This is a genomic window from Phenylobacterium sp., assembly GCF_016124325.1.
In the GTDB taxonomy this organism is placed as follows: domain Bacteria; phylum Pseudomonadota; class Alphaproteobacteria; order Caulobacterales; family Caulobacteraceae; genus Phenylobacterium.
In genome coordinates, this window is sequence record NZ_WGNY01000003.1 from 89,825 (window position 1) to 101,983 (window position 12,159).

Consider the following 12,159-nt stretch of genomic DNA (forward strand, 5'->3'; position numbering starts at 1 on the left):
GGCGGTCGGCCTGTGTGACCACCCCGCCCCCGGCGCGCATGGGTCCCGGTTTTCGGCTTTGCCGAAACCGGGATGACAGTTGAGGGGGCGCGGATGGGGCCTGCCCCCTCCACCACGCGCTCTGCGGCGCGTGGTCCCCCTCCCGCCGCCTGCGGCGGGGGAGGCGAATGTTCCCGATTTGTTCTTGATTTTCGGGGTCGGTTGGGGTAGGCTGAGCGTCGGGTTCCCGCGGGCGGCGGGGGCGGTTTCGGGACATGGGCAGGTTAGGGCAGGGCAGGCATGGCGGACGCGGGGTTTCCGGCGCGGCCCGGTGCGGCGGCGCCGGGGCGGAGCGTCTATTCGGAGGATGTGGGGGCGGCGATCTGCGCGCGGGTGGCGGCGGGCGAGGGCTTGCGGGCGATCTGCGCCGACGTGCGCCTGCCGCACCGCACGACGGTGAGGAACTGGGCCAAGGCGCATCCGGACTTCGCCGTGGCGTTGGCCCAGGCCCAGGCGACGGCGCGGGCGGCGCGGGTGCGGGACGACGACGCGGCGGCGGCCGAGCGGGCGGCGCGGCGCGGGACGATGCGGTGTGGGACGGTGCGGCGTGGGTCCGCGCGGGGCGGGCGGCCCAGCGCCTATACGCCCGAGATGGGGGCGGCGGTCTGCGCGCGGCTGGAGGCCGGCGAGAGCCTGACCGCCATCGGCGCGGACCCGGCGATGCCCGCGTACGGGACGGTGCTGAAATGGGTGCGGCTGAACCCCGGGTTCCGGGCCATGTACGCCGCCGCCCGCGCCGTGCAGGGCGACGTGCTGATCGACGAGGCGTGCGACGTGGCGGCCCAGGCGACGCGCGAGAGCGTGCCGCTGTCGCGGCTGAGGTTCGACGTGATCCGCTGGCGCGCGGCCCTGCTGGCGCCGAAGAAGTACGCCGACGTCGGCGCGGCGGCGGCGGGGCCGGTGGTGTTCTTCGCCATGCGCTTCGAGCGCGGGCCGAACGGGACCGTGCTGTGCGCGCCGCCGCGCAATGCGCGCGAGGCGCAGGCGTGGGTGGCGGCGACCGGCGAGCCCTATGCGGCCGGGATCGGCCCCACCGGCGAGATCCGCCCGCCGCTGACCGGCGCCGAGGACTGGATGGCGCAGGGGGCGGCCGAGGGGGCGGCGGAGGACGCGGCGGCGGACGCGGCGCTGCTCAGAACGCCGCGCTGAGCCGCACGCCCACCGTGCGGGGCCGCTGGGGCGTCAGCTGGCGCACGGAGCCGAAGCTGAACGGGTTGCCGTAGGCGAAGGTGTCGCTGGAGTCGTCGAGGGGGTTCGAGACATAGGCCGCAAGCCGCCAGGTCTGGTTCGAAAGCTCGGCCGAGAGGCGGGCCCGCAGGTAGTGGCCCATGGGCGGCGAGGCGGTGGAATCGAAGCTCAGCACCGAGCGGCCGACATAGCTGCCCTCGCCGATCAGCCGCAGGGTCAGGGCCGAGCCGATGGGGCGCCGATAGACGACGAGCAAGCCGCCGGACGTCTTGGGCGCGCCCGGCAGTTCGGGCGTGACCGGCTGGTCGAAGTCGGGGTTCGGGTGGCGCACCTTGGAGTCGGTGAGGAGGCCGTTCAGCCGCAGCGACAGCCCGAACGGCAGGTCGTAACCCACCTCGCCCTCCAGCCCGAGGATCCGGGCGTCGCCGACGTTGGCGGTGTAGGCGAGGCCCGACGGGCGGTAGCGATCGCTCTGGATGTTGGACCAGTCGTCGTAATAGGCCGCGACGCGCACCGAGAGGCGATTGTCGAGGCGCCTGAACTTGGCGCCCAGCTCGTAGTTGCGCAGCCGATCGGGGGCGAAATCGACGCGGGTCGAGCGGATCGGTTGGAACCCGGAGGTGTTGAGGCCGCCGGGCCGGAAGCCCTCGCTGACCAGGGCGTAGACCAGGTCGCCGTTGGCGAATTCGCGCTGCAGCGTGATCTTCGGCGAGAACCCCTTGGAGTTGCGCCGGCCATCGAACGTCCGCGGCCCGAACGGCGAGCTGATGGTCAGGTCGGCGGTGGTGTGCACGCGGCTTTCAAAGGCCCGGCCGCCCACGGTCACGGTCCAGCCGTCGCCCAGCTGGTAGGAGCCCTCGCCGTAGAGCGCATATTCGAACAGGCGGTTCTTGCGGTTCTCGTCGTAGGCCGTGGCGCTCGAGCCCGGCGCGAGGAAGTCGAGGGTCGAGGGCGACTTCTCCAGGGATCGCGCGCCGTAAACGCCGAGCAGCCATTGGAACGGGCCGGCGCCGGCCGAACGGACCACGACGTCCTCCACCAGCAGGTTGATCCGCGCCTTCTCGAAATAGACGCCGAGGTCGGTCGCGATGGCGGGGAAGTTCAGGCCGGCGTCGGTGCCCTCGTACTGGCTCGAGAAGACGTGATGCACGTAGCTGGTCGACGAGGTCACCGCGCCCCAGGAGAACTCGCCGGTGAGCGTCGCGCCGGCGTAGGAGAAGTCGTTGTTGTGCGTCTCCTGCACGCGGTTGCGGCGGTCGTCGGGGGCGCCGCCGGTTCCCCCGGACGCGCCGGCCTCGGCGGCTATGGCCAGCGACCTCGGCGACGAGGTCATGGCGGCCGTGACGTACTGGGTGTCGTCGGAGCGCAGGTGCTGGCTGGCGGCGAGCGTGTCCAGGCTCCAGTGCGAGTCGAACCGCACGCGGACGGCCAGCCGTCCGCCGCTGCGCCGGGTCTGGTCCACGTTGGTGATGCGCAGGTTCACGTCGTCGAGGTAGCCGCCCTGCACCTCGTCGTAGGCCACGAGCCGCACGCCCAGGTGGTCCTTGATGACCGGCACGCTGAGATAGCCGTCGAGCGCCCGGCTGGTGCTGCCGCCGCGGGTGGTGGCGAGGCTCGCGCTCGCGCCCATCTCCGGCTGCTGCAGGTCGGGCTTGCGCGTGACGATGCGGTAAACGCCGCCGATCGAGCCCGAGCCGTAGAGCGCGCCCTGGGGCCCCCGCAGGGCCTCCAGCCGGTCCACGTCGACCAGGCGCAGGTCGGGGTCGGGCGCGTTGTAGTTGATCGGGGCGTCGTCGAGGTAGGTCGAGACGGTCGAGCGGGTCCGCCCCGTGAAGGCGCCGTCCGAGACCCCGCGCACGAGCAGCTTGTTGCGGCCGGGCCCCAGGTTGGTGGTCAGCATGCCGGCCAGCTGTCCCACGGCGCCGCTGACGTCGGTCGCGCCGGTCGCCTCGATCTGGTCCCGTGGCAGCACGCTGGCGCCGGCCGGCAGGCGCTCGAGCGCCACGGGTCGCTTGGTCGCGGTGATCACCACCTCGGAGACCAGCGGCGGCGGCTGTTCGGCCGGCGCTTCGGGTTCGTCGCGCAAGCGGGGCCGCAGACGGGTGATGCGGACCGTGCCGGCGTCAACGACGCGGTAGTCGCAGGGCGCGCCCGCGAGCAGGCGGTCCAGCGCCTCCTTCAATGTGAACCGGCCCGACAGTTCGACCTGCCCGCCCGGCCCGCAGGCGGCGGTGCCGAGGATCGAGACATTGGCCTGCAGGGCCAGGTCGATCAGGGCCTCGGCGTAGGAGCGTTGCGGGATGTGGACGCGCAGGCGCGGATCGGCCGCTTCGGCGCGCCCGGCCACGCAGGCGAGGGCGACGCCGCCCACCACCGTCTGCAGAGACAAGCGCGACCGTCGAATGGCTCCACGCGCCCCGGGGTTGTCGGCCCGCCGCAGGATTGCGTCCGAGGGCCACGGCCAAGCCGGAAAGTACCGCGCCCACGGAAACCGGCAAGGCCGGGCGCGCCGCCACGGTCCAAGCCCTAGCGGCGCGCCTGCGGCCGGGGTCCTGTCGGCGCCGAGCGGCGTCGCGCGGCGAGGTGAGCCGCGACCCGGGCGCAGAAATCCGCCGCCAGGAAGAAGGTCAGGACGACGATCAGATAGCGATAGCGCTGGACCGGCTGGACGAGGGCGTAGGGAAGGGACGGGATGATCAGCACGCAGGCCAGATAGAGTCCCGGCCCCGTCGGCGCCTGGAGGATACGCCAGGCGATGGCCGCGAAAGCGGCCAGGGTGGTGGCCCAGACGAACGCCTGACGGGGCAAGACCAGCGGCGCGTCGTTGCCGAAGATGCGGTACGACCACGTGGGCGGCAGCCAGAATTCGACGAGGTGCCGCACGGCGATGCGGACCGTCTCGGCCGGATGGGCCCGCTCCCAGGCGGACGTCTGCGCGGCGAGCTCGTCCATGTAGGCCATCTCGCCGACGCGCTCGACCTCGAGCCGCCCCGGCGCGGCGGGATTGTCGGAGTAGGGATGGATGGCGCGGGCGCGGGCGCGGAAGACCGCGGCGGGATCGTCCGGGGCGACGGCCGCCGGATGGAAGCCGAGGGCGTGCTCCAGCGGGAAGTTGCCGCGCGCCAGGATGAGCCGGCCGAACTGGCGCTCGTTCCGCAGGCCCCACGGGGCGATGAAGATCGCCAGGCCCACGGCCATCACCAGGGTCACGCCGGCCCAGCGGCGCACCGGGACGCGCTTCAGGGTCAGCACGCCCAGCGCGCCATAGGCGCCCAGGGCGGCGGGCGGATTGATCAGCGCGAGCAGGCCGACCAGGACCGCCGACAGGAGATAGTCGCGCGCGCCAAGGGGTTCGTTCCGGCCGTCGAGCCGCAGGACCACGAGGAGGCTGGCGGCCAGGAGCGCCGCCGCCACGCCGCCCTCGAAGAGACGCATGCTCACCGTCTCCCACTTGAAATTCATCGGCAGGAGCAGCGCCGCCGCGAGCGCCGCGAAGCGCCATTCGATGGGCGCGCCCAGGCGGCGGAATGCGAGGTAGAGCGCCAGCAGCGTGGAGCACAGGACGGCGAGGGAGAAGGCGGTGAGGATCATCTCCGACGTCAGGGACCCCAGGCCGAAGGCGCGATAGACCGTGCCGGCGATCGCGGGGAGGACGGGATTGACCAGCGACGTCGGGCCCTGTCCGCGGAAGAAGCCGTCGCAGATGCCGCCGGTGCGGGCGAAGCAGTCCGCGGCCTGATAGGTCTCGCAGATCATCGGGCCCAGGCGCCCGTGCTGGCTCACCCAGACCACCCGCGCCACGAGGCCCACGAGCAGCAGGAGGACGAACGCCGCGCGCTCGTGGCGCTCCAGGAAGCTCCGGAGACTCATGGCCTCGCCGCCCACAGACGAGCCCTCATCCCTTACGTGCGCCGTGGCGGGTCGAAGCCGTCGGGGACGAAGCCGCGGAGGAGGGCTTCGACGGCGACGGTGACGGGGCCGGAGAGGGGGCGCTTGCCGGCTTCCATCTCCAGGATGCGGCTGGCGCCGTGGTTCTCGTTGAAGCGCAGGGCGCGGGCCAGGTCGGCCGGCGACCACCCCATGGCCTCGCGCGCCTGGCGGAGATGATCCGCGGTCTCGATCACGGGTCGGTCTCCTTGCGGTGTCGGTTCGTCGCGGGCGGGCCGCCGCCAGCCGGGCTTCGGTAGCCGGGGCGGGCGTCGGGCGCAACGGGGGCGTGGGCGATACCGCGAGCGCCCCGTCCGCCACGCTTGGCGTGGCCAGCCTCGCCCATGACGTGGGGGAGTGGCGCCGCTCGCCTCTCGCGCGAGTCTTGTGTACGGCTGAGATTTGTTAACTAATGTATCGCGGGACGAGATATCGGGGGTTTCCAAATGGGCAAGGTCTTCGTGGCGGCGCTGGCCGCCGCGGCCGCAACCGCGTTCGCCGCGGCGCCGGGGTACGCAGCCGTATTCGACGATTTCAACCGGCCCGACGCGGCCGACCTGGGGTCGAACTGGACGCAGGTCGCCGACAGCTCGTTCATCAGCGGGAACCAGGCCGGCGGCGGCATCCAGGCGCTGGCGACCTACAACGGGACCGAGGGCGCGACCAGCGTGTCGATGGACGTCGCGCTGACGGCCAACGGATTTGGCTATGTGGGCGGGGTGCTCGGCTGGGGTTCGGCGTTCAACTATTTCGTGAAGGTGCAGGGGCGTGACGGGGCGTTCCTCAACTACGCGTTCTACACCGGCAACAACGGCGACGGGGACTACTTCACCCTGAAGGAAGGGTTCTCCACCGGGCGCATCACGGTGACCGTGGCCGGTTCGGTCGTCACGCTCGACATCGTCCCGGACGCCGGCGCGGCCCAGAGCTATTCGCACGACTACGGGACCGCGTTCTCCGGCGGCTTGGCCGGCCTCGCCCTCTATCAAGGCGGCCGGGCCGACAACTTCGGCACCGACGGGGCTGTGGGCGGGGGCGGCGTGCCCGAGCCCGCGACCTGGGCGCTGCTGGTCCTGGGCTTCGGCGCGGCCGGCGCCACGATGCGCCGCCGCCGGGCGGCCCTCGCGGCCTAGGGGCGCCCGAGAGGCCTTCCCACCCACGATGAGGCATCGTGAGTGGACCAGAAGGCCTCCAAACTCAAAGACGCGAGCACCTTGATCCCGATTGGCCTGATTCAAGCCGACAGGGACGCGCTCTAGCGCGACTCCCACCAGTCGATCTGGTTCTCGAGGTCGAGGGTGCGGGCGGCGACGTGCCGGGACGCGCACAGGGTGACGGAGAAGCCGTGGATGCTGCCGCCCACGCTGAGCTTCCCGCGCATCTCGCAATCCGCCTTGGACCAGTCGCGCCAGAGCTGTTCCTGTTCGGAGAAGCGCGCGGCGATCGACGCTTTTCCGCTGTCGGCGGGGGCCTGCGCCCACCGGGCCATCAGGGCGTCCGCACGGGCCATGACCCGGTCGTAGCGGGCGCGCCAGGCCTGAGCCGAATAGTCGCCGCAGACGTTCAGGTCGTACTGGCTCTGGTTGCTCCCATTGTCGCGCAGGCAGGCATCGAGTGCGACGCGGAAGCAAGCCATCTTCTTCGAAGGCGTGTCGTACGGCGGGGCCACGCAGGCCTGGATCAGCCGCGCCGCCGTGGCCTCGCCGGTGGTCTCGGTCCAGTCGGCGGGCGTGGTCTGCTGGACCTCGGCGGCGAAGGCGGCGGGCGGGACGGCGGCGAGCACGACGCCGCCGGCGAGGATCGGGAGACGCATGGCGCCAGCCTAGCAGAGAACGGGCGCGGACCGGCCGGGGACCAGCGTCACGCATCTGACATCGGGGCGTCGCGGGGCCGTCGGCGAAGCGTCGCGGGCCCGTCAAGGCGAAGCGCTACGCCACGCCGTCGCGCGTGAGCCGCCAGCACGGGGGCCTCCCGCGGCGGGGATAGGACATATGAAATCGAGACTGTTCGCCAGCGCGGCCCTGGCGGCCGCCGCCAGCGCCCTGGCGGGCGCGGCCCACGCGGCCGAGGCCGCCGCTACCGCCGACGCCGCGTCGGTGCAGGAACTGGTGGTCTACGGCCGCGGCGAGGCGCGCCAGGTGCAGACCATCACCCAGCAGGAGATCCAATCCGTCGCGCCGGGCTCGAGCCCGATCAAGATGGTCGAGAAGCTGCCGGGCGTGAACTTCCAGTCGGCCGACGCCTTCGGCGCCTACGAGTGGTCGACCCGCATCTCGATCCGCGGGTTCAACCAGAACCAGCTGGGCTTCACCCTGGACGGCGTGCCGCTGGGCGACATGAGCTATGGCAACTTCAACGGCCTGCACATCAGCCGCGCCATCATCTCGGAAGACCTGGAGCGGGTGGACCTGGCGCAGGGCTCGGGCTCGCTGGAGACGGCCTCGACCTCGAACCTGGGCGGCACGCTGAAGTTCTTCTCGCGCGATCCGTCGCACGAGGCGGGCGCCACCGTGGCCGGCACCTACGGCAGCGACAGCACGCACCGGATCTACGTGCGCGCCGAGACCGGCGACCTGCCGTTCGGCGGCCGCGCCTACGCCAGCTTCGTCGACCAGAAGGCCGACAAGTGGAAGGGCGTGGGCGAGCAGAAGCAGCGCCAGTGGGACTTCAAGGTCGTCCAGCCGCTGGGCGACTTCACCCTGACCGGCTTCTACGACGGCTCGCGCCGGCGCGAGAACGACTATCAGGACATGTCGAAGGGAATGATCGCGCGCCTGGGCTACGACTGGGACAACATCTCGGGCGACTACGCCCTGGCGGTGCGGGTCGCCGACATCGCCCACAACCGCGGCGACACGGGCGCGCCGCCGACCAACCCCGCGGCCGGGACGGTCTATCCGGCGCCGTTCCAGACCGTCGACGACGCCTATTTCAACGCCGCCGGCCTGCGCGACGACGACCTCTTCGCGCTGACGCTGGAAGGCCCGGTGCTGGAGCAGGTGAGCATCAAGGCGACGGCCTACCACCACAAGAACGACGGCCAGGGGGTGTGGTTCTCGCCCTACGTGCCCTCGCCCAACGCCTATACGGCGGGCGCCACGAGCGACAACGCGCCGCTCTCGGTGCGCACGACCGAGTACACGATCGACCGCGACGGGGCTTTCGGCGTGGCGACGGTGGACCTGGGCGCGCACCAACTGCGCTTCGCCGGCTGGTACGAGAACAACGACTTCGACCAGGCGCGGCGGTTCTACGGCCTCGACCGGGCGGCCAACAACCGCGACAGCCTGAAGTTCATGCGCAACCCGTTCGCGACCCAGTGGGCGTACACGTTCCGCACCGAGACGCTGCAGGGCTCGATCGAGGACCAGTGGACGGTCAACGACGCCCTGAAGGTGAACTTCGGCTTCAAGGCGGTGCGGGTGATCAACGACTCGCACACGGTGACCGGCGCGCCGGTGATCGAAGGCAAGATCGAGTCGAAGGACACCTTCCTGCCGCAGGTGGGCGCGACGTGGCGCATCGGCGACCAGGAGCTGTTCGCCACCTACACCGAGAACATGCGGGCGTTCGGCGCGGCGCACACGGGCATCTCGCCCTTCGCCACGACCCAGGCCGGCTTCAACGCCATCCGCGGGACGCTGAAGCCCGAGACCTCGAAGACCGGCGAGGTGGGCTGGCGCTTCCGCCAGGGCCCGGTGCAGGGCGTGGTCGCGGCCTATTACGTCAAGTTCGACGACCGGCTGATCGGCACCTCGGCGGGCGCGGGGATCGTGGGCAATCCGACGATCCTGGCCAACGCCGGCGGGGTGACCTCGAAGGGCTTCGAGGCGGCGGCGACCTGGACCATCTCGGACGAGTGGTCGCTGTTCGGCTCGTACGCCTACAACGACTCCCAGTATGACGACGACGTGCTGGATTCGACCGGCGCGGTGGCCCAGGCGATCTCGGGCAAGACCGTGGTGGACACGCCCAAGCACCTGCTGAACGCCCAGGTGAACTACCGCCACGACGGCTGGTTCGCCAATCTGTCGGCGCACTACACGGCCAAGCGCTTCTACACCTTCACCAACGACCAGAGCGTGCCGTCGTACACGGTGGTGGACGCCACGGTGGGCTACCGCTTCGACGGCGAGGGCTGGACCAAGGGCCTGGAGATCCAGGTCAACGCCACGAACCTGCTCGACAAGAACTTCGTGTCGACGGTGGGCTCGAACGGCTTCGGCTATTCGGGCGACAACCAGACCCTGCTGCCGGGCGCGCCCCGGCAGGTGTTCGCCACGATCCGCAAGTCGTTCTGAGCCGACAGCGGGGTTGCGCGCCGGGGCCCGGCGTGGCGCAGTGCCTTCGGAGCCCTTCCCGTTCAAATGGAACGAACGGGAAGGGCTCAGGAGGACCGCCCATGCCGAGCCTTGCGCACTTCCCCGCCGACGCCCCCGCGGACGAGATCATGGCGGTTCTCGACCGCGACGGGGCGCTGATCCTGGATGACGCGCTGAGCCCCGCGCAGGTCGACGCGCTGGTCGACGAGCTGCGCCCCTGGGTGATGGCGACGCCGACGGGCCGCGACAGCTTCACGGGCGAGCGCACGACGCGGACCGGGGCGCTGGTGGCGCGCTCGCCGCGCACCCGGCCGCTGGTGATGGACAAGCGGATCCTGGCCCTGTGCGAGGCCCTGCTGACGCCGAACTGCCACCGCTTCCAGCTGCACCTGGCGCAACTGATCCGGATCATGCCGGGCCAGGCGGCCCAGGCGATCCACCGCGACCGCTGGGCGTGGGGGCGGCAGATGCCGGGCATCGAGCCGCAGCTCAACACCATCTGGGCGCTGACCGACTTCACCGCGGCCAACGGGGCGACGCAGGTGATCCCGGGCTCGCAGACCTGGGACGACGACCGCAAGGCCGAACCGGCCGAGATCGCCCGCGCCGAGATGAGGAAGGGCTCGGTGCTGGTCTACACCGGCACGGTGTTCCACTCCGGCGGCGCCAACGACAGCGACATGGACCGCTGGGGCCTCAACATCACCTACTCGCTGGGATGGCTGCGGCAGGAGGAGAACATGTACCTGTCGTGCCCGCCGCAGGCGGCGCGCGAGCTGGAGCCCGAGCTGGCGGCGCTGGTGGGCTATGCCATGAGCAACTACGCGCTGGGCTATTTCACGCCGCCGCTGGCGCCCGGCGAGGGGCCCGAGACCGTGCCGCCGGAATGGGCGCTGGGCGGCGCCGGGGCCGACGCCGAAGGCAGCCTGGGCGGCGCCGAGCTGCTGGCGACGGTGATCGAGCGGGCGCGCAAGACCACCAAGCCGGTGGCGTGAGGCCGCGGGAGGCGCGCTATCGAAGGCGCTCGCCGAACGCCGGGCGACGACGCAGCGACGCGCCGGCGGCGGCGAAGCCCAGGATCATCAGCGACCACGCGGCGGGTTCGGGCACGGTCGAGACGGGGTCGCCCCCGTCGGACGGCGTGTCGGGCGTGTCGGTCAAGGTGTAGGCGCGGGTGAGCGTGACGCCGCCGACCGCGTCGCCGAAGTCGGTCTGGAACAGCCCGCTGTAGTGGCCGATGAAGAAGGACGCGTCGAAGCGTCCGAAGGTGTCGGCGGCCGTCAGGTCCAGCGGCGTGTCGAGCGTGGCCGGCAGCAGGTTGGAATTCACGAAGGCGTCGAGCTGGAACACCGGCGCGCCGTCGATGTGGTTCGAGGCGATCTCGACCTTCTGCTCCAGGCTGTGCTCCAGCGTGGAGAGGCGCGAAAACGCCTGGGCCGGCGCGGACGGGCTGAAATCGATGGTGATCCCGTCGATCGTCACCGAGGCGGCCACGAACGGCGAGAGCCCGGCCGAGGTGGTGAGGCTGTCGCCCAGGCCGGGGATCGTGAACCGATTGATCGCGTCGTCGAACGACATCCGGATCTCGATCGCGCGCCCGTCGAGGGACGACCCGCCGCCGAAGAGACCGGCGGAATCGAGCCCGAAGGCGACATAGCCCTCGTAGACGTTCGTGAAGACGGTGGCGGACGAGGAGGCCGGAACCGCGACCAGCGCCATCGCCGCCGCGCAGGCCGCCAGCGGGCGCTTCAATTCCAACTTGAACTGCACTGCGGGCCTCCGTCCCCACTTGCGCGCCCGCGGATCCGGCTTCCGGCCCGAGGCGGCTGACCACTCGGAGGGACGCTAGGCGCACACCGCCGCGGGCGCTCATGCAGAAAACGCATCGCTTCGATGCGCCGCGTGGGCGGGCGTACGCAGGGCGGTCGAGCCGGTGGCCTAAGCGGAGCGGGCCGAAGCGTTCGCTTGCGGGCGGGGAGGGCGTGACGGCCTTCGACCCAATGCGGACTCGCCCCCGTCATCCCGGGCGGAGCGCGGCGGAGACCCGGGACCCAGCCGCTCAGACCGTGAAGCTGCTCCGCGTCGAGCGCGAGGCTGCTGGGTCCCGGATCTTCGGGCGCTACGCGCCCTACGTCCGGGATGACGGATTTTGGGGGGCGTGCGGCTCGGCCTGCGCCGCCCCTCTCCCAACCCTCTCCCCTCTCGCTGCGCGGGGGGAGAGGAGGTGGGCGAAGGCCTCAGACCACCGTCAGGCGGACGTCGACGCCGCCGCGGGTGGCGTTGGAGTAGGGGCAGACCTCGTGGGCCTTGGCCACCAGGGCTTCGGCGTCGGCGCGGGCGAGGCCGGGGAGCGAGACCTCCAGCTCGATGTCGAGGCCGAAGCCGCCGGCCGCGCGGGGACCGATGCCGACGTGGGCGGTGACCGTGGTGTCCGCCGGGACCTTGGGGCCGCCCTGGCTGGCGACGAACTTCATGGCGCCGATGAAGCAGGCGGCGTAGCCGGCCGCGAAGAGCTGTTCGGGATTGTTCCCCGGGCCGCCGCCGCCGCCCAGCTCCTTGGGCGTGGCCAGGCTGACCGCCAGGGAGCCGTCGAGGGTTTCGCTGCGGCCGTCGCGGCCGCCGGTGGCGCGGGCGGCGGTCTTGTAGAGGACGTTCACGGGGGAGATGGCGTTCATGGTCGAGG

10 protein-coding genes are annotated in these 12,159 nt (G+C 71.7%); 4 read left to right on the forward strand and 6 right to left on the reverse strand.

Annotated elements, in window-relative coordinates; all coding sequences use genetic code 11:
- Positions 1-279: 279 nt before the first annotated feature.
- Positions 280-1,188, forward strand: a complete 909-nt coding sequence (locus GC203_RS01185; RefSeq protein WP_293450486.1) for a hypothetical protein — start codon at positions 280-282, stop codon at positions 1,186-1,188.
- On the opposite strand, the gene GC203_RS01190 is transcribed toward GC203_RS01185, so the two are convergent.
- The 3 genes from GC203_RS01190 to GC203_RS01200 all read right to left on the reverse strand — a co-directional run bounded on the left by GC203_RS01190 (position 1,172) and on the right by GC203_RS01200 (position 5,351).
- Positions 1,172-3,616, reverse strand: a complete 2,445-nt coding sequence (locus GC203_RS01190) for a TonB-dependent receptor (RefSeq protein ID WP_293450488.1) — start codon at positions 3,614-3,616, stop codon at positions 1,172-1,174. The two genes, GC203_RS01185 and GC203_RS01190, sit on opposite strands and share 17 nt — an antisense overlap.
- Positions 3,617-3,753: 137 nt before the next feature.
- The gene (locus tag GC203_RS01195; protein WP_293450490.1) at positions 3,754-5,097 is read right to left on the reverse strand and encodes a hypothetical protein; all 1,344 of its coding nucleotides are present in this window, start codon (positions 5,095-5,097) and stop codon (positions 3,754-3,756) included.
- A 32-nt stretch (positions 5,098-5,129) separates the two neighbouring features.
- Positions 5,130-5,351, reverse strand: coding sequence for a helix-turn-helix transcriptional regulator (locus GC203_RS01200; protein WP_293450492.1), 222 nt, complete (start codon positions 5,349-5,351; stop codon positions 5,130-5,132).
- A gap of 249 nt (positions 5,352-5,600) precedes the next feature.
- Between GC203_RS01200 and GC203_RS01205 the strand changes: the two genes are divergently transcribed.
- A complete protein-coding gene (locus GC203_RS01205) occupies positions 5,601-6,287 on the forward strand; it encodes a PEPxxWA-CTERM sorting domain-containing protein (RefSeq protein WP_293450494.1) in 687 nt (228 codons plus the stop codon).
- A 122-nt stretch (positions 6,288-6,409) separates the two neighbouring features.
- On the opposite strand, the gene GC203_RS01210 is transcribed toward GC203_RS01205, so the two are convergent.
- Positions 6,410-6,967 carry a lysozyme inhibitor LprI family protein gene (locus GC203_RS01210; protein ID WP_293450496.1) on the reverse strand — a complete coding sequence of 186 codons (558 nt, stop codon included), beginning with the start codon at positions 6,965-6,967 and terminating at the stop codon, positions 6,410-6,412.
- Between the two features lie 178 nt (positions 6,968-7,145).
- On the opposite strand from GC203_RS01210, the gene GC203_RS01215 reads away from it, so the two are divergent.
- Positions 7,146-9,455, forward strand: coding sequence for a TonB-dependent receptor (locus GC203_RS01215; RefSeq protein WP_293450498.1), 2,310 nt, complete (start codon positions 7,146-7,148; stop codon positions 9,453-9,455).
- Positions 9,456-9,556: 101 nt separating this feature from the next.
- Positions 9,557-10,471 (forward strand): phytanoyl-CoA dioxygenase family protein, encoded by a 915-nt coding sequence (locus GC203_RS01220; RefSeq protein WP_293450500.1) that lies wholly within the window; start codon positions 9,557-9,559, stop codon positions 10,469-10,471.
- Positions 10,472-10,487: 16 nt separating this feature from the next.
- On the opposite strand, the gene GC203_RS01225 is transcribed toward GC203_RS01220, so the two are convergent.
- Together GC203_RS01225 and GC203_RS01230 are read right to left on the reverse strand one after the other, a co-directional pair.
- The gene (locus GC203_RS01225) at positions 10,488-11,246 is read right to left on the reverse strand and encodes a PEPxxWA-CTERM sorting domain-containing protein (RefSeq protein ID WP_293450502.1); all 759 of its coding nucleotides are present in this window, start codon (positions 11,244-11,246) and stop codon (positions 10,488-10,490) included.
- A 467-nt stretch (positions 11,247-11,713) separates the two neighbouring features.
- Positions 11,714-12,151, reverse strand: a complete 438-nt coding sequence (locus GC203_RS01230) for an organic hydroperoxide resistance protein (RefSeq protein WP_366501274.1) — start codon at positions 12,149-12,151, stop codon at positions 11,714-11,716.
- Positions 12,152-12,159 lie beyond the last annotated feature (8 nt).